We start from the raw sequence: 18,151 nt of genomic DNA, 5'->3' as shown, positions 1-18,151 counted from the left end.
CTAATGACGAATGCGCGGATTGATGAAGCCGTAGAGAACATCAACAATCAGATTGACCATCATGATGACGCCGGCGATCAGGAGAAGACCGCCCTGGACCACGGCATAATCGCGCTTGAAGACTGAATCGACCATCCATTTGCCGATGCCCGGCCAGGAAAAGATCGTCTCGGTGAGGATGGCGCCGGCCAGAAGAACGCCGATCTGCAGGCCGATCGTGGTGATGACCGGGATCATTGCGTTGCGCAGCGCATGCACGCCGACGACACGCAGCGGCTTCAGGCCTTTCGAGCGCGCCGTGCGGACATAATCCTCGCCCAGAACTTCGAGCATGGCCGACCGGGTCTGTCGCGCGATGACGGCAAGCGGAATGGTCGCCAGCACGATGGTCGGCAGGATGAGATAGCTGACCGCCGAGGAGAACGCCCCCTTCTGGCCGGACAGCAGGCTGTCGATCAGCATGAAGCCAGTGACCGGCTTGAAGAAATACATCAGCGAGATGCGGCCGGAAACCGGGGTCCAGCCGAGATAGCCGGAGAAGAAGATGATGAGCAGCAGGCCCCACCAGAAAATCGGCATGGAATAACCGATGAGCGCCACGCCCATCACGCTCTGGTCGAACCACGTGCCTCGCTTGACGGCCGCGAAGACGCCAGCGGGCACGCCAAGACAGACGGCGAGGATGATGGCACAGAGCGAAAGTTCGAGCGTTGCCGGAAACAGCGTCAGAAATTCGCCGAGCACCGGGCGCTTGGTGACGATCGAGGTGCCGAGATCGCCATGCAGCACTTTTCCGAGATAATCGAAATACTGCACGTACATGGGCCGGTCGAAGCCGAGATCGTGCATGATCTGGGCGTGCCGTTCCGGCGCCATGACGCGTTCACCCGACAGAAGCATGACGGGATCGCCGGGAAGCATGCGGATGAACGAGAAGGCAATGAGGGAAACGCCGAGGAATGTCGGGATCAGCACCGCAAGGCGGCTTATGAAAAAACGCAACATGGCAGATGTCCAATAGTTTCCGGCGGTCAGGGGGTGCCTGACCGCCGGCTGCGCCCAGCTCTGCCGGGTATTCTGACATTATTCTTGCTATTCGGATACGTCGACGCCGTCGAAACGGTGAATGCCGAGCGGGTCCATGAAGAAGCCCGAGACCTTCTTGCTCATCGGAACGAAGACAAGCGAGTGGTCGAGGGTCGCCCAGGGGGCTTCCTTCTTGAAGAGCAACTGAGCCTGTTCATAGGCCTTGGTGCGCTCGCCGACATCGGCCGTCTGCTTGGCCTTGCTCATCAGCGCATCATATTCCTTGTTGCACCACTGGGCGCGGTTGTTGCCGCCGACGGCATCGCAGCCGAGCAGCGTATCCATGAAGTTATCAGGATCACCGTTGTCGCCGGTCCAGCCGAGGATGACCGCGCCGTCGCGCTTCACGTCGGAGGAGAGCTTCAGATATTCGGCCCATTCATGGGTGACGATCTCGACCTTGACGCCGACCTTGGCGAAGTCGGCCTGGATCAGTTCGGCGGCGCGGCGCGCATTCAGCATGTAGGGACGCGACACCGGCATCGCCCAGACCTTCATGCTGAGATCCTTGACGCCGGCATCGGCGAGCGCCTTCTTGGCGGCATCCGGATCGTACTTGTCGTCCTGAACGGCGTCGTTATAGGACCACATCGTCGGCGGGATCGGGTTCTTGGCAACGGCCGCGGCACCCTGGAAGACGGCGTCGATGATGGCCTGCTTGTTGATCGCCATGTTCAGCGCGCGGCGAACTTCCGGCTTGTCGAACGGAGCCATCTGGGTGTTGTAGGCGAGGAAGCCGACATTGAGGCCGGCCTGTTCCATCACCGTCAGATTTCCATCCTTCTTCAGCTCGGGAACGTCGGCTGCATTCGGATAGGGGATCAGGTGGCATTCGCCGGCCTTCAGCTTCTGGGCGCGCACGGCAGCGTCAGAGGTGATGGCGAAAACCAGATCGTCGATCTTTTCCTTGCCCTTGAAATAGGTTTCGTTGGCCTTGTAGCGGATGACGGCATCCGGCTGGTAGGCGACGAAGGTGAAGGGGCCGGTGCCGAGCGGCTGCTGGTTCAACTGCGCCATCTTGCCGTCGGCGGCGAGCTTGTCGGCATATTCCTTGGAAACGATCGAGGCGAAGTCCATGGCGAGGTCGGCGAGGAACGGCGCTTCGGGATGGTTGAGCGTGAACTTGACGGTGAGGTCATCGACTTTCTCGACCGACTTGATCAGTTCCGGGAAGCCCATGCCGGCGGCATATTCGTAAGAACCGCCCTCGACGTACTTGTTCCACGGATTGTCGGATTTCAGCTGCCGCTCGAAGGAGAACACGACGTCGTCGGCGTTGAAATCGCGCGTCGGCGTGAAGAAGTCGGTGGTCTGGTACTTGACGCCGGGATGAAGCTTGAAGGTGTATTCGGTGCCATCAGCCGAAACGCTCCAGCTGTCGGCCAGACCCGGTTCGATCTCGGTGCCGCCATGCTTGAATTCGACGAGGCGGCTATAGACCGTGCGCGACGAGGCGTCGAAGGTCGTGCCTGCCGTGTAGAGGCTCGGGTCGAAGCCTTCCGGCGAACCCTCGGAGCAATAGACAAGGGTCTTGGACCAGGCCGACGTCGCCATGACCGAAATCAGAGCCGTCGCTGCCAGCATGACAGAGATCTTTTTCATAATATTGTTTCCCGGTTGTTCTTTTTTGATGTTTGGAGACCGCAGTAGGCATCGCGATCGACGGTCGATGGAACGACATTTATCTACTGAAAGCAACGGTCTACGGAGAAAATTTTTCCAGTTGGACAATTTTAGAAATTTTCAGTCAAAAATCAGCCTCATTTGGACATTTTTGGATAAAAATCACCGGAATTTCGTCGCATTCTGGATAATTGCGCCCCTTAAACGTGTGACTGTCGATCCGCTCAGCGCGCCAGGCTTGCGGTATTTATGGTTGCCCGGCCGGCGCAACGAGGCAAAAGAAAAACCGCGATTGCCGGGGCAATCGCGGTTTCACAACTCTGTCCTGCTCTCTGGATTCAGGCGGCCGGGGCCACGATCGCGGGCTTGCGATAGTCCTGCTCGCCGGTCAGCCCCAGAAGGAAATTGATCTGCGGACGCGCCTTGACAAGGTCGTCGATAGTATATTCCGACAGCACGGCGAAGAAGGCGTTGAGCGCCTTGCGCAGCGCCGAATTCAGGCCGCAGCTATCGACGAGCGGGCATTCGACCATGCCGTCATCTTCGAAGCATTCGGCCATGGCGAAACTGTCTTCCGTCACCCGCACGACATCGAAGAGCGTGATGTCGGCTGCCGGCTTGCCCAGGCGCACGCCGCCATTGCGGCCGCGCACCGTCTCGACCAAGCCCGCCTTGTTGAGCGGCTGGAGGATTTTGAAAAGAAAGAGCTCGGAAACACCGTAAGCCTTGGCAATTTCCGGAATCCGGCTCAAGTGCCCGTCATTGGCAGCACAATACATCAACATGCGAACCGCATAGTTGGTCTGCTTCGTCAACCGCATGCCGATCTCCTGACTCGTGCCTGTTCGGACCTATATAGGCGGTTTGGCAGTTTTGAACAATTCCAAAATATGAAATTCGCATTCAGCTTATGAGGCCATTTGCCGCGACATCAATCGGCAACTCATCTGAAATCGATACGGGAAAAATCAACACGTTGAAATCAAAGAATTCGGGGGCCAAAAGGCCCCCGAACGACAGATTGCAGATCGATGATCGTGCAGATCACTTCATCGTCGGCATGACGAATTCTGCGCCGCTCTTGATGCCGGAGGGCCAGCGGGCGGTGACGGTCTTGGTCTTCGTCCAGAACTTGATCGAATCCGTGCCGTGCTGGTTGAGGTCGCCGAAGCTCGAGGCCTTCCAGCCGCCGAAGGAGTGGTAGGCGAGCGGAACCGGGATCGGAACGTTGATGCCGATCATGCCGATATTGATGCGCGAGGCGAAATCGCGGGCGGCATCGCCGTCGCGGGTGTAGATGGCGACGCCGTTACCATATTCGTGCTTCATCGGCAGCGACAGCGCTTCTTCGTAGTTCTGGGCGCGAACGACGGAGAGGACAGGTCCGAAGATCTCGGTCTTGTAGATGTCCATCTCGGGTGTCACGTGGTCGAACAGGCAGCCACCGACGAAATAACCGTCTTCATAACCCTGGAGCTTGAAATCGCGGCCGTCGACGACGAGCTTGGCGCCTTCCTCGATGCCGCGGTCGATCAGGCCGCGAACACGGTTATAGGCATCCTTGGTGACGAGCGGGCCCATGTCGGCCTTGTCGTCGGTATAGGGGCCGATGCGCAGCGATTCGATCTTCGGCGTCAGCTTCTCGACGAGGCGGTTGGCAGTCTCTTCGCCGACAGGGACGGCAACCGAGATCGCCATGCAGCGCTCGCCGGCCGAACCGTAGCCCGCACCCATCAACGCGTTGACGGCCTGATCCATATCGGCATCCGGCATGATGATCATATGGTTCTTGGCGCCGCCGAAGCACTGGGCGCGCTTGCCGTTCATCGCCGCCGTGCCATAGACGTAGCGGGCGATCGGCGTCGAGCCGACGAAGGAAACTGCGCCGATATCGGGGTCGGTGAGGATCGCGTCGACGGCACCCTTGTCGCCGTTGACGACGTTGAGGATGCCGGCCGGCAGGCCGGCCTCGATCATCAGTTCGCCGAGACGGATCGGCAGGGAGGGATCGCGCTCGGAGGGCTTCAGGATGAAGGCGTTGCCGCAGGCGATCGCCGGCGCAAACATCCACATCGGGATCATGCCCGGGAAGTTGAAAGGCGTGATGCCGGCGCCGATGCCGACCGGCTGGCGGATCGAATACATGTCGATCGCAGGACCCGCGCCTTCAGTGAATTCACCCTTGGCGAGATGCGGAATGCCGCAGACGAATTCGCAGACTTCGAGGCCGCGGATGACGTCGCCCTTGGCGTCTTCGATGGTCTTGCCGTGTTCCTTGGAAATCAGTTCGGCAAGCTCATCCATATGCTTGTTCAGGAGTTCGACGAACTTGAAGAAGACGCGGGCACGGCGCTGCGGATTGGTGGCAGCCCATTTCGGCTGCGCGGCCTTGGCGTTTTCGACTGCGGCGCGCAGTTCCTCGACGCTTGCAAGGGCGACCGTCGCCTGCACTTCGCCGGTTGCCGGATTGTAAACGTTGCTCACGCGGCCGCTGGTGCCGGCAACATGCTTGCCGCCGATGAAATGACCGATCTCACGCATGGGATGCTCCTCCTGTTTTTGGGATGGCCTACAATCGCACTTCAATTTGCACAAATCAATGCGCTGAAATAAGTAACTGTTGTGCGTATATTATAGCTCTGCCATTGTATCGAGCGCTGCTGCCTGCAAATTTGGCACGGCCCGAGGACAAGTCAAATCCCAACGAGAGGTCAAACCGATGAACCGGAAAACCGTCGTCAGAATGGCTGAGCTGGAGATCGATCCGGACAGGCTGGAAGCTTATCGCGCATTGCTCGGCGAAGAAATCGAGGCGTCCGTTGCGCTGGAGGACGGCGTACTTTCGCTCAGCGCCGTTTCCATCAGGGACAAGCCAAACCGCATCCGTATTCTCGAGGTCTACGCCGATCAGGAGGCCTATGAGGCCCATCTGCAGGCACCGCATTTCCTGAAATACAAGAACGAGACGGCGGGCATGGTGACATCGCTGACGCTGATCGAGGTCGATCCGATCGCAATGTGTGCGAAGCCATGAACTGGGACGATGTTCGCATTTTCCTTGCCGTCGCCCGTACCGGGCAGATTCTCGCCGCCTCGAAGCGGCTTGGGCTCAATCACGCGACGCTCTCGCGTCGGCTGACGTCACTGGAAGAGGCGCTGAAGACGCGGCTTTTCATCCGCCGCACGAATGGCTGCGAGCTGACGGCCGAAGGCGAAGTGTTCCTGGCATCCGCCGAGCGGATGGAAACGGAAATGCTCGCCGTGCAGGCGAGCCTCGGCCATACCGATACGGCCATCGCCGGAACCGTGCGCGTCGGCGCGCCCGATGGCTTCGGCGTTTCCTTTCTGGCGCCGCGCATGGGCAGGCTGATCGAGCGGCATCCCGAGCTGAAGATCCAGCTCGTCCCGGTGCCGCGCTCCTTCTCGCTTTCGCAGCGCGAGGCCGATATCGCCATAACGCTGGAGCGGCCCGAACAGGGTCGGCTCGTCTCCTCCAAGCTCACCGATTATACGCTCGGTCTCTATGCCTCGCGCGACTATCTCGCCTCCCACGGCACACCCGGCGATATCGACGCGTTGAAGGCGCATCCGCGCATCGGCTATGTCGAAGATCTGATTTTCACCGCCTCACTGAATTTCTCCGGCGAGGTGATGCGCAGCTGGGATGCGAGCTTCGAGATTTCGACGTCGATCGGCCAGACGGAGGCAGTCCGCTCAGGCGCCGGCATCGGCATCCTGCACGATTATATCGCCCGGCAATATCCGGAACTCCAGCGGATCCTGCCTGACATTTCGATCCGGCGCGCCTACTGGACGACCTATCACGAAACGGCGCGCGACCTCGTGCGCGTCAGGAGCGTTGCCGATTTCCTGCAGGAACTGGTCAGCGCCGAACGGCACATCTTCCTCTAGGAGGTGGTGGACACGTGCTTGGCCGGCCCGTCGTTCTCATCCGGGTTCGGAACCGGCGCCTCGTCGGGCAGCCGATCCGGCTCCGGCTCCTTGATCGGCGGCACCGGCTTCCAGCCGGGTGCGGGCATCGGCGGCTGATCGGGAATGGGTTCGTTGGGCACGGACATGACCGTCTCCCTTCTCATGATGTGATAAATGTGCTGTGCGGCCGGGGCTATTTGTCCGGCTTCAGCGCTTCGGCAGCGCGCATCGGCATGCTGTCGATGATGGCGAAGAGCTCGGCATTGGCGATCGGCTCGCTGACCTTGAGCTTGACCGTGCCATCCTTGCCGACAAGGAAGGCTGCGAATTCGCCCGCCTCGGGCGCCTCCAATTTGCGGCGGATCTCTTCGCCGTCAAGATCGTCAGCCGAACCGAAAAGCGACCGCACGCTGCCGCCCGACACCTTCAGCACCACCATATCGCGCTCATCGAGCCCGGCCCAGTCTGCCAGCAACTGGTTTTCCTGGCGGGCGGCGCGGGCATTGTCGCTATCGGCGAAAAGGACGAAGACACGGTTCTTCCATTGGAACGCGGCAAGGCTTTCGACCGGCGCATAGGCGCTGTTGGTCTCGTCGATTTTGGTCGCGCCATAGAGAAGGGTTTTCGACATGCATATTCTCCCGTTAACCTGGAGAACGGCGCGAGATGGCATGGGTTCCATCGAAACGATAGGAACCAGGTTTTCATTCTGATCGTGTGGAGAGAATGGTACGGTTGGGGGGTCTCGAACCTCCGACCTCAGGTGCCACAAACCTGCGCTCTAACCAACTGAGCTACAACCGCATATGTCACGCTTGGCGCGACGGGGGTCACATACGAGGACTTGGCGATGAATTCAAGCCCCATTCCTCGTCAATATACAAAAAGGCTGGACGCGAGGTCCAGCCTTTTGTCACTGAAGGGTAAGACCGATCAGGCCTTCTTGAAGGAAGCCATGGCCTTTTCGGCGGCGTCCTTGGAGGGCTTTGCCAGCTTCTCGGCAACCTGCTTGGTGGTTTCCTGGATCGATTTGGCCTGCTCGACGGCGAGTTCGGCCTGCTTGCGCAGGAAAGAGGTCTGCAGCTCGAAGAATTCAGCCGGCGACTTGACGCCGAGCAGCGCTTCCAGGTGCGAGAGCGAGCTTTCGGCATTGACGCGCAGGACGTCGATTGCCTTCAGGCCGAGCTCGACGCTGCCGGCCTGTGCCGTCTGGACGGTGGCTTCGAGGGTCTTGCCGGCTTCTTCGCCGGCGGTCTTCAGCTTGGCATAAGCGTCTTTCGACTGCTGAGCGCCCTTTTCGGCGAAATCACGGAAGGATTCCGCGAACTTGGACGGGTCGAAAGAAGCGATTGAAAAAACGTCATCGGTCTTTATGGTAGCCATGGGTCGCATCCTTTGGGCTGAGGCAGTCACTGCCTGCAATAGTTGGGATGCAGCTTATATAGGACATTTCATTGTGCATTGCAACAATTATTGTGCGACGCACAATACGTTAACCTTGCCGGCCGAAAACACCCTGCTCTTCTAGACCCGCATGCGCCCCGCAGTTATTAATAAGCCGTTAATTTAAGAAGGCCGACAGCGACAAGGTTCGATCATGCCCGCAGTCCAATATCCGTTCATCGATATCGCCGTGCATGCACGGGTGCGGGAACGCTTTTCACGCGGCGAGGCGATGGTGCTGTTTTCATCCGACCTTTCCCGCCTGCTCTGGGCGAACGGCGCGGGCGCCGAGCTTTTCGGCCATTCGGCCGTCTATGACCTGCTCGATCAGGGCGCCGACCGCACCGACATCACCTTCCGCCAGCTGGAAACGGCAGCACGCCAGCTGAGCGATATCGGTGACTACAGAAGCCTGATGATCCGCGTCGCCAAGGGCTTTCAGCGCGTGCAGGTGCAGGCGGCGGCCGAACTGATCCGTCTCTCCCAGGGCGAAAAGGCCATCCTGTTTTCGGTGCCGGTCTCGGCAAAGCCGCTCGCCGCCGGCGCTTCGGCGGCCCAGATGCTGCAGGGGCTCGATGATCCCGATACGCATATGGCGGTCATCGGCGCCAATGGCGAAGTCATCGCCGCCTCGCCGGGCTTTGCCTCGCTCGGGATCTCCGAACAGACCGCAAAGACCTTGATCAATCTTGCCGGCGCCCATCCCGACCGGCTGGTCAAGCGCCCCGTGGCCACCGGCAGAGGCAATCTTCCGGCAGCCGTCGGCAAGCTCAGCGACGAACCGGCGCTCAATCTGCTCTTTGCAGTGGAGACCGCGATCGGCCACCTCGACGCGACCGATACGCCCGTGATCGATGCGCCCGCGCCCGGCCCGATCGATGCGCCCACGCTCGACTTCGTCGATGCGCCGGAAGACAGCGTGCCGCCGGCCGAACAGCTCCGCGCCGAGCCCGCTGCCGCCGCAGGCTTCACCGAGATCATCGAGGCTGTGTCGGGGATCGAGGAGGTCGAGGAAACGCTCGAGGACATCACAGGCGAAAATGAACAGCCGGCGGAGACGCCAGCTGCATCCGCTGACGAGGCGGTGGACGCGACCGGTCTCGCCGGGCATGCGGAGCCTGAGAACAACGACAGCGTGATCGACAGCGGCGCGGATGAGACCGACGCGCCTGCCGCGATCATCGAGGGCGAGCCGACCTCCGTCACCGAGACGGTGGAAACGGCGGCGGCGGAACCGCCTGCCGAAACCGGCGAACCCCACATCGAAGCAACGCCGGCAGCGATCGCAGAAGAGCGCGCCGCCGCGGCGCCTGATGTTCCCGAGGTGCCTCCTGCCCCTGAGCTGGCGGCCGAGCCCGGCTTCGTCTTCAGGCCGAACAGCCGCGCCACGCGCTTCGTCTGGAAGATCGATGCCGAGGGCCGCTTCAACGAGGTCAGCCACGAATTTGCCGAGGCCGTCGGTCCGCATGCCTCCGACATTATCGGCTCGGCCTTCGGCGATATTGCCGCCCTCTTCAACCTCGATCCCGACGGCAAGCTTGCCGAGGCGCTCGCCCGCCGGGACACATGGTCGGGTAAAACGATCCTCTGGCCGGTCGAAGGCACCAGCCTCGTCGTTCCGGTCGATCTGGCGGCGCTGCCGACCTATACCCGCAATCGCGATTTCGACGGTTTCCGCGGCTTCGGCGTCGTCCGGCTTTCCGATGCGCAGGAAGATCCGCTGGCGCTCGGCCTGACATTCGGCCCGGATGGCGTCGGCCATGATGCGGAAAGCCTTGGCCCGCCTGCCGAGATCATTGCCGAGACGGTATTCGAAGTGCCGGCAACGCATGACGAGGCCGCGATCGAATCTGCGCTGACGCAAGAGACCGAGGACGAGACGCTTGCGGCGACCGAGCCGCAGACGGAGACCGAAGAGAGTGTCGCCGAGCAGGCGGCCATCGAGCAGGCGTCCGGCGAGCCGCCTTTCCGGGAAAGCGCTTTGGAAGACGCTGAAGAGAGTGCCGATGCCCGTGATGTTTCCGCCGCCGAGCCGGCAGCGGAACCGTCGAACGAGCCGCCGGCGCTGCGCATTTCGGAAACGCCCAATCGCCGCTTCTCCGACAAGATCGTTCAGCTGCACAACAGCGGCGGCGCACTGACGGCCGCCGAGCAGGCCAATTTCCGCGAAATCGCCAGGCGGCTCGAGGCCTTCGGCGCCAGCAAGGACGAACCTGCCGCGCCGACACCGATAGAACCCGCCGCCACGGCGCCGGCGGAACCTGCCGGCGCGGAAACCGCCAGCTTCGAAGAGGCTTCCGGCCCCGCAGAAGTCGAGGCCGAAACACCCATTGCCGACGAGGCCGATCTGGCTTCGCGCGAAAAGATCGCGCCGCAGGAAGCGATCTTCGAGAATGCGGCGGATGCCCAGCGCGACGACGTCAGCGACGGCGAGCCTGATGTCGCAACCGAGGACGAGGCGACCGAAGGGCTGGAGGAGACGGTCAGCCAGATCGACGTTCTCACCAGCTTCATTCCGCCGCGCGTCAAGATGACCGACGGGCTTTCGGTGGGAACGGTCGACCAATTGCCTGTCGCGGTGCTGATCCATGTCGGCGATGCGTTGCTCCATGCCAATCCGGAATTCATGCGGCTGACCGGCTATACCTCGCTCGACGCATTGCGTGAGGTGGGCGGCATCGAAGCGCTGCTGCAGCGCCGCGAACTCGAGGAAAAGGCCGCCGGCTCCGGCACGATGATGCTGGTCAAGGCCGACGACAGCCTGGTGCCGGTGACGGCGCGGCTGCAATCGGTGCGCTGGGAAGACGCCAACGCCTTGATGCTGGCGCTGATGCCGGTGGAAGGCAAGGTTGATAGCCGAAGCGAGACAAGCCGCTCTGAAAGCCGGGCCGAAGCGCGTCCGGAGCGGATGGTCGAGAAGGTCGCCAAGCTGCAGGTCGAGGTGGAGGAACTGCGCTCGATCCTGGAAACGGCGACCGACGGCGTCGTCGTCATCGGCACGGAGGGCGACATTCGCTCGATGAACCGGTCGGCGAGCGCGCTTTTCAATTACGACGAGCAGGAGACGCGCGGCAAACCCTTCGTCATGCTGTTTGCCCATGAGAGCCAGAAGGCCGTGCTCGACTATCTCCATGGCCTTGCCGGCCATGGCGTGGCCAGCGTGCTGAACGACGGGCGCGAAGTGATCGGCCGCGAGGCCGCCGGCGGCTTCGTGCCGCTGTTCATGACGATGGGTCAGCTCACTTCCTCCAACGGCTATTGCGCCGTCATCCGCGATATCACCCAATGGAAGCGCACCGAGGACGAGTTGCGCAACGCCAAGGGTGCGGCCGAAACCGCCAACGCCCACAAGACCGATTTCCTCGCCCGTGTCAGCCATGAGATCCGCACGCCGCTCAACGCCATCATCGGCTTTTCCGACATGATGGCCGGCGAACGCTTCGGTCCGATCGGTCATCCCCGCTATATCGAATATGCCAACGATATCGGCCGCTCCGGCCGACATGTCCTCGACATCGTCAACGACCTGCTCGACATTTCGAAGATCGAGGCGGGCGAGATGGATCTCGATTTTGCCGCCGTCGGCCTCAACGAGGCAGTCTCCGAGGCCGTGGCGCTGGTGCAGCCGCAGGCGAACGGCCAGCGCGTCATCATTCGCACGGCGCTGTCGCAGGCGGTGCCGGAGGTCGTGGCGGATCTGCGCTCGATCAAGCAGATCGCCCTCAACATCCTGTCGAACGCCATCCGTTTCACCCCGTCGGGCGGACAGATCGTCGTTTCCACCTCCTATGAGGCGAATGGCAGCGTGGTGCTGAGGGTCCGCGATACCGGCATCGGCATGACGCGCAGCGAGCTCGACCAGGCGATGAAGCCATTCCGGCAGGTCTCCTCGACCCAATCGCGCCATCGCGGCGACGGCACCGGGCTCGGCCTGCCGCTGACCAAGGCGATGGTCGATGCCAACCGGGCGGTCTTCTCGATCAATTCGGCGCCGAACGAGGGCACGCTCGTCGAGATCACCTTCCCGTCACAGCGGGTGCTGGCCGGCTGAGCCACAAAGAAAAGGCAGCCGAAGCTGCCTTGAATTTGGTGCTGTTCAACAAGAGCTCAGTCGATCACCATCATCGAAAGCCCTCCTGCATAATTGCGCGTCTGAAAAGACGCGCGGCGCTGTAGGGCTCCAGGCCGCCTCGTTCATATACGGCCCCCAAGTTGGCTTTTAGATTTGACAAACCTTTCTTAACGAAAGGTTTCCATGACAGTGCATGGATCAGTGATAAAAGCTTGTAACGTCCGATCGGCGATCAGTCCTTGAGCTCCTCCAACCCGGCAAACAGCTGCAGCGCCTCGGGATTGGCGAGCGCTTCCTGGTTTTTCACCGGCCTGTTGTGAACGACCTCGCGCACGGCAAGCTCGACGATCTTGCCGGATTTGGTGCGGGGGATATCGGCGACCGCGACGATCTTTGCAGGCACATGCCGCGGCGAGGCGCCGGTGCGCACCCGCGTCTTGATCGCCTTGACGAGATCCTCGGTCAGCGTCACACCGGGGGCAAGGCGAACGAAGAGGATGACGCGCACATCATCGTCCCATTCCTGGCCGATGCACAGCGCCTCGGCCACCTCCTCCATCTGCTCCACCTGATTGTAGATCTCGGCCGTGCCGATGCGCACGCCGCCGGGATTGAGCGTCGCATCCGAACGGCCGTGGATGACGAGGCCGCCATGCTCGGTCCATTCGGCGAAATCGCCGTGGCACCAGACATTGTCGAAGCGCTCGAAATAGGCGGCGCGATACTTGGCGCCGTCGGGATCGTTCCAGAACATCACCGGCATCGAGGGGAAGGCCTTGGTGCAGACGAGCTCACCCTTCTCTCCCCGCACCGGCTTGCCATCATCGTTCCACACATCGACGGCAAGGCCGAGGCCCGGCCCCTGGATCTCGCCGCGCCAGACCGGCTGCAGCGGATTGCCGAGCACGAAGCAGGAGACGATATCGGTACCGCCCGATATCGAGGCGAGCTGCACATCCTGCTTGATGCCTTCGTAGACGAAGGTGAAGCCTTCGGGCGACAGCGGCGAGCCGGTGGAGGTCATCAGCCGCAGGCTGGAGAGATCGTGGCTTGCGCGCGGCGTCAGCCCGCTTTTGCGCACTGCATCGATGTATTTCGCCGAGGTGCCTAAGATGGCGAATTTTTCGGCCTCGGCATAATCGAACAGCACGTTGCCGTCGGGCGCAAACGGAGAGCCGTCGAACAGGCAGAGCGTGGCGCCGCTGGCAAGGCCGCTGACCAGCCAGTTCCACATCATCCAGCCGCAGGTGGTGAAGTAGAACAGCTTCTCGCCCGCCTGCAGGCCGCAATGCAGCCGCTGCTCCTTGAGGTGCTGCAGCAGCGTGCCGCCGGCCGAATGGACGATGCATTTCGGCACGCCTGTCGTGCCTGACGAAAAGAGGATGTAGAGCGGGTGCGCAAAACCAAGCCGGGTGAATTCGACCTCCTTCACCTCATAAGGCGCGATAAAGGCCTCAAGCGTCGAAGCACCCGGTGTTTTGGCCACCACCGCCTCGGCATCGCCGGCGTAGTGGACGACAACAACAGGCACACCAAGGCTTTTGGCGACGGTCGCGACCTTGGCGCCGACATCCTGCAGCTTGCCGGAATACCAATAGGCATCGCAGGCGATGAACAGCCTGGGGCCGATCTGGCCGAAGCGGTCGAGCACACCCTGCTCGCCGAAATCGGGCGAGCAGGACGACCAGATGGCGCCGATCGAGGCAGCCGCCAGCATGGCGGCGACGGTCTCCGGCATGTTCGGCATCATGGCGGCGATGCGGTCGCCTTCGCAGATGCCGAGCGCCTTGAAGGCCTGCTGCAGCTTCGAGACCAGTGCGCGGAGCCGGTCCCACGACCAGCGGTCCTCAGCCTTGTCTTCGCCGCGGAAGATGATGGCATCGCCGTCGCCGCAGCGGGGCAGCAGGTTTTCGGCGAAGTTCAGCGTCGCATCGGGAAAGAAGCGGGCCTCCAGCATACGGTCGCCGTCGACCAGCACCTCTGTGCCGCGCTCTCCCTTCACGCCGCAGAAATCCCAGACGGCCGACCAGAAATTCTCCCGCTCGGCCACCGACCAGGCGTGCAGATCCTCAAAGCCCGAAAGAGACAGCCCGAAGTCGGCATTGCAGCGCTCCATGAAGGCATGGATCGGGCTTGTCGCAACCGCATCTTCCGAGGGCACCCAAAGTGGTCTGTTATCCTGCATTCAATCCTCCTCCCCAATGCCGTTCTTATATCATGCTGCATTGCATTATAAAGTGTGGAACCCGCATCTGAAAAGACGCGCGGCGCCTCGCAGGGGATTTGCATATGCCTGATATTTCCTATATCCGCGAACCAGCGCATAAAGGGATGACCGGCTGAATTGCCGGCGGAGATCATGAGCACGTCAAGACATCGCAGGTGGCGCAGGAAGATCGGACCCGTTTCGCGCTGGCTTCCGGCCTTCGCCCGTCTGTCGACTGTCTTTCTGCTGATTGCGCTTGGGCTTTTCGTGGCGCTGAGGGTCGCTGCGCCCTATCTCATTTCGACCGGTTTCGTGCGCTCGGGCATCGAGGACGCGCTGTCGAAATGGACGGGCTATCATGCCGAGATCAAGGGCAGCCCGGTGCTGGAATTCTGGCCGACGCCGCGCATCACGCTGAACCAGGTCACCATCCGCCAGCCGCGCGAAAGCGGCGACAAGCTGCTCGGCAGCATCGAAAGCCTGTCGGCCGATTTCAGCCTCATCGATGCGTTGAGAGGCCGCACCAGCTTCCACGAATTCCACCTGGTGCGCCCCAATCTGGCCCTGACGCGCGACGAGAAGGGGCTGATTGACTGGAGTTATGCCGGCCTGCTCGCGCGCGCGATCAGCGGCGTACGCACCGAAAACGGCGCCGAGGTGCTCGATCCCGATCTCGATGCCGAGATCGGCGCGGTGACGGTCGAAGACGGCGCGCTCACGGTGACCGACGTCAAGACCGCCAAGGCCTATCATTTCGACAGCGTTACCGCCGATATCGCCTGGCCGCGACTGTCCGGCGCGATCTCGGCTGTGATCATCGCCCGCATCAACGGCGAGGACCTGAAGGTCGATTTCGCCTCGCGCCAGCCGCTGCTCGTCTTTGCCGGCAAAAATGCCGAAACACGGACGTCGCTGACATCGAACCTTCTGACGGCGCGCTTCCAGGGGATTGCCAGCATTGCCAACCTTTCGGCCCTTTCCGGCAATATCAGCGCCAGCATTCCCGATATGCCCGCACTTCTCAAATGGTCGGGCAAATCGATCCCCGGCATCGGAACGCTGAAGAGCGCCTCGCTGGAATCCGACATCATGTCGTCGGGCAATGGGCTGCGCTTCAACAATCTCAGCCTGTCGCTGAACGAGGCGAGTGCCACCGGGGTGATGGACCTTTTCACCCAGCCCGGCAAACGACCGAAGATCGGCGGCACGCTCGCCTTCGACGAGATGAACCTCAAGCCGTTCCTCGACGCCTTCGCGCTCAGGCTGGCCGTCGGCGAGGCGGAGGAAATCTCGGCCGGCATCAACGGGCCGCTGCAGGTGCTCGATGTCGATGTCAGACTTTCGGCGCGGCGCGCGCAGATGGGTCTCTTCGCACTTTCCGACGTCGGCGCCAGCGTGATCGTTGCCGGCGGCGAAGCGAAATTCGATATTGGCGACAGCCGCTTCGAGGGCGGCGAGATGACCGCGCATCTGGAAGCGACCCAGCGCGATTTCGACGGCGGCGGCAAGCTGCAACTGTCGATCCGCGATGCCGATTTCGCAGCCCTTGCCGAGCGCCTGCGGCTGAAGGGACCGCTGCCGCTGGCGACCGGATCGCTCGACCTCGACCTGCAGTCGCCGAAGGCGATCTGGACGACCGGCCTTGCCGACGTCACCGGCCGGCTGCACTTCTGGACAAGGGACGGCACGATCCCCGGCGTCGATACCGCGGCATTGAGGACGCAGGCAGCCGGAAAACCGTTCTTTCCGCTGAGCGCGGCAGCCGGCGGCGCCTTCGCTTTCAACCAGCTCAACCTCCAGGCCGATTTCGCCAACGGCTCCGCCGAGATGCACGATGTCCGTATCGCCGGTCCTTCGGAAACACTGACACTTTCCGGCGTCATCACCTATCAGTCGAACGGGCTGGCGCTTTCGGGATCGCTCGAGGCAACCGATCCGGCCAGGGCCGCCGAGCTGCCGCTTCTGCCGTTCTTCATCGGCGGCTCATGGCCGAACCCGGTAATCTCGCCGGTTCCGCTGTTCGGCAATACGCCCCACGCGCAATAGAGTTGGTTTAAGCGACGGCGGCGGCCGCACGCTCGTCCCGCTCGCGCTGGATTTCCCGGCGCTTGGTGACGATCGAGGCGCAGATGACGCCGACCGTGACGATGCCGATCAGGATCGTGCAGACCGCGTTGATCTCGGGTGTCACGCCGAGGCGGACCTGGCTGTAGATCCGCATCGGCAGCGTGGTGGCGCCCGGCCCCGAGGTGAAACTCGCGATCACCAGATCGTCGAGCGACAGGGTGAAGGCAAGGATCCAGCCCGAGATCACGGCAGGCGCGATGATCGGCAGGGTGATCTCGAAAAAGGTGCGCACCGGCGGCGCGCCGAGATCCTGGGCCGCTTCCTCGATCGACCGATCGAAGCTCAGCAGGCGCGACTGGACGACGACGGCGACGAAGCACATGGTGAGCGTCGTATGGGCCAGCGTGATCGTCCAGAAACCGCGGTCGAAGCCGATCGCGACGAAGAGCAGCAGCAGCGACAGGCCGGTGATGACGTCAGGCATGACGAGCGGCGCGTAGATCATGCCGGAAAACAGCATGCGGCCGCGAAAACGCGTGTAGCGCACCAGCGTCAGCGCCGCCATCGTGCCGAGGATGGTGGCGAGCGTCGCCGACAGCAGGCCGACGCGGATCGTCACCCAGGCGGCGTCGAGCAGGCCCTGGTTCGAGAGCAACGAGACATACCACTTGGTGGAGAAGCCGCCCCAGACGGTGACGAGCTTCGATTCGTTGAAGGAGAAGATCACCAGAAGGACGATCGGCAGATAGAGGAAGGCAAAGCCGAGCGTGACGGAGACGATGTTGAAACGGGTCCATTTCAGCATGGCTTATTTCTCCCGCTCTTCGGCTTTGGCCTGGGCGTTCTGGAAGAAGACGATCGGGATCACCAGGATCATCAGCAGGATCGTTGCGACCGCCGAGGAAACCGGCCAGTCGCGGTTGGCATTGAACTCGTTCCAGAGCGTCTTGCCGATCATCAGCGTCTGCGAACCGCCGAGCAGGTCGGGAATGACGAATTCACCGACCGCAGGAATGAAGACCAGCATGCAGCCGGCCACCACGCCGGGGATCGACAACGGAAAGGTGACGCGCCAGAAGGCCCGGATCGGCGTGCAGCCGAGATCCTGGGCCGCCTCGATCAGCGTGCCGTCCATCTTTTCGAGCGCCGAATAGAGCGGCAGCACCATGAAGGGCAGGTAGGAATAGACGATGCCGATATAGACGGCGGTCGTGGTGTTGAGGATGATCAGCGGGCTGTCGATGATGTGCAGCGACTGGAGAAGCTGATTGAGCAGCCCTTCCGGCTTCAGGATGGCGATCCAGGAATAAACCCGGATCAGAAAGCTCGTCCAGAACGGCAGGATGACCAGCATCACCAGCGTCGGGCGAATGGTGCGCGGCGCCTGTGCCATGCCGTAGGCGATCGGATAGGCGATCAGCAGGGTGAGGAAGGTGGAGATCCCGGCAATCACCACGCTCGAGACATAAGCATTGAAATAGAGCGCGTCCTCGGTGAGGTAGGTGTAATTGTCGAAGGAGAGCTCTCCGATCTTGCTCCAGAGCCCGGCCCAGCCGTCGGCAAGCGAGAAGACCGGCACGTAAGGCGGCATGGCGATCGCCGTCGTCGACAGCGAAATGCGGAAGACGATGAAGAACGGCGCCAGGAAGAAGAGCAGCAACCAGGCATAAGGGATGGTGATGACGAGGCGATTGTAGAGGCCGGACCCGAGCTTGCCCATG

The 18,151-nt window shown here is 61.8% G+C and carries 14 protein-coding genes and 1 tRNA gene; 4 read left to right on the top strand and 11 right to left on the bottom strand.

The genetic code is table 11. The features are described 5' to 3' along the window. The 4 genes from RHEC894_RS03780 to RHEC894_RS03765 form a co-directional block, all read right to left on the bottom strand. Nucleotides 1-1,005, bottom strand: coding sequence for an ABC transporter permease subunit (locus tag RHEC894_RS03780; protein WP_085736294.1), 1,005 nt, complete (start codon nucleotides 1,003-1,005; stop codon nucleotides 1-3). Nucleotides 1,006-1,092: 87 nt separating this feature from the next. Continuing rightward, entirely contained in the window at nucleotides 1,093-2,688 is a 1,596-nt protein-coding gene (locus RHEC894_RS03775; RefSeq protein ID WP_085736292.1) for an ABC transporter substrate-binding protein, read from the bottom strand. 359 nt (nucleotides 2,689-3,047) lie between these two features. Continuing rightward, on the bottom strand, nucleotides 3,048-3,530 hold the full coding sequence (gene rirA, locus RHEC894_RS03770) for an iron-responsive transcriptional regulator RirA (protein WP_085736290.1): 483 nt from the start codon (nucleotides 3,528-3,530) through the stop codon (nucleotides 3,048-3,050). Between the two features lie 223 nt (nucleotides 3,531-3,753). After that, on the bottom strand, nucleotides 3,754-5,250 hold the full coding sequence (locus tag RHEC894_RS03765) for a CoA-acylating methylmalonate-semialdehyde dehydrogenase (RefSeq protein WP_085736289.1): 1,497 nt from the start codon (nucleotides 5,248-5,250) through the stop codon (nucleotides 3,754-3,756). 178 nt (nucleotides 5,251-5,428) lie between these two features. Here RHEC894_RS03765 and RHEC894_RS03760 point away from each other — a divergent pair, with 178 nt between their 5' ends. Next, nucleotides 5,429-5,743 (top strand): putative quinol monooxygenase, encoded by a 315-nt coding sequence (locus RHEC894_RS03760; protein ID WP_010067173.1) that lies wholly within the window; start codon nucleotides 5,429-5,431, stop codon nucleotides 5,741-5,743. Then, the gene (locus RHEC894_RS03755; protein ID WP_085736287.1) at nucleotides 5,740-6,621 is read left to right on the top strand and encodes a LysR family transcriptional regulator; all 882 of its coding nucleotides are present in this window, start codon (nucleotides 5,740-5,742) and stop codon (nucleotides 6,619-6,621) included. Before RHEC894_RS03760 ends, RHEC894_RS03755 begins: the two co-directional genes overlap by 4 nt. Here RHEC894_RS03755 and RHEC894_RS32845 read toward each other — a convergent pair. The 4 genes from RHEC894_RS32845 to RHEC894_RS03740 all read right to left on the bottom strand — a co-directional run bounded on the left by RHEC894_RS32845 (nucleotide 6,618) and on the right by RHEC894_RS03740 (nucleotide 8,025). Next, nucleotides 6,618-6,788, bottom strand: a complete 171-nt coding sequence (locus tag RHEC894_RS32845) for a hypothetical protein (RefSeq protein ID WP_010065010.1) — start codon at nucleotides 6,786-6,788, stop codon at nucleotides 6,618-6,620. The genes RHEC894_RS03755 and RHEC894_RS32845 overlap by 4 nt on opposite strands. Before the next feature lie 47 nt (nucleotides 6,789-6,835). Beyond that, entirely contained in the window at nucleotides 6,836-7,273 is a 438-nt protein-coding gene (locus RHEC894_RS03750) for a DUF4174 domain-containing protein (protein WP_085736285.1), read from the bottom strand. Nucleotides 7,274-7,369: 96 nt separating this feature from the next. Beyond that, nucleotides 7,370-7,446 (bottom strand) — tRNA-His (locus RHEC894_RS03745). 129 nt (nucleotides 7,447-7,575) lie between these two features. Next, complete coding sequence (locus RHEC894_RS03740; RefSeq protein WP_085736283.1) at nucleotides 7,576-8,025, bottom strand: phasin; 450 nt, start codon at nucleotides 8,023-8,025, stop codon at nucleotides 7,576-7,578. A gap of 214 nt (nucleotides 8,026-8,239) precedes the next feature. Between RHEC894_RS03740 and RHEC894_RS03735 the strand changes: the two genes are divergently transcribed. Beyond that, on the top strand, nucleotides 8,240-12,136 hold the full coding sequence (locus RHEC894_RS03735) for a PAS domain-containing sensor histidine kinase (RefSeq protein WP_085736281.1): 3,897 nt from the start codon (nucleotides 8,240-8,242) through the stop codon (nucleotides 12,134-12,136). Between the two features lie 253 nt (nucleotides 12,137-12,389). On the opposite strand, the gene RHEC894_RS03730 is transcribed toward RHEC894_RS03735, so the two are convergent. Further along, entirely contained in the window at nucleotides 12,390-14,342 is a 1,953-nt protein-coding gene (locus RHEC894_RS03730; protein WP_085736279.1) for an acetoacetate--CoA ligase, read from the bottom strand. Nucleotides 14,343-14,516: 174 nt separating this feature from the next. Between RHEC894_RS03730 and RHEC894_RS03725 the strand changes: the two genes are divergently transcribed. Next, the gene (locus tag RHEC894_RS03725) at nucleotides 14,517-16,409 is read left to right on the top strand and encodes an AsmA-like C-terminal region-containing protein (protein WP_085736278.1); all 1,893 of its coding nucleotides are present in this window, start codon (nucleotides 14,517-14,519) and stop codon (nucleotides 16,407-16,409) included. A 7-nt stretch (nucleotides 16,410-16,416) separates the two neighbouring features. Here the strand turns inward: RHEC894_RS03725 and RHEC894_RS03720 are convergent, their stop codons facing one another. After that, nucleotides 16,417-17,235, bottom strand: coding sequence for an ABC transporter permease subunit (locus RHEC894_RS03720; RefSeq protein WP_085736276.1), 819 nt, complete (start codon nucleotides 17,233-17,235; stop codon nucleotides 16,417-16,419). A 3-nt stretch (nucleotides 17,236-17,238) separates the two neighbouring features. Continuing rightward, nucleotides 17,239-18,150, bottom strand: a complete 912-nt coding sequence (locus RHEC894_RS03715; protein WP_085736274.1) for an ABC transporter permease subunit — start codon at nucleotides 18,148-18,150, stop codon at nucleotides 17,239-17,241. Nucleotide 18,151: the final 1 nt, after the last annotated feature.

This window comes from Rhizobium sp. CIAT894 (assembly GCF_000172795.2).
In the GTDB taxonomy this organism is placed as follows: domain Bacteria; phylum Pseudomonadota; class Alphaproteobacteria; order Rhizobiales; family Rhizobiaceae; genus Rhizobium.
Note: the sequence above shows the minus strand (reverse complement) of the source record. Positions and strands in the feature narration are given on the sequence as shown.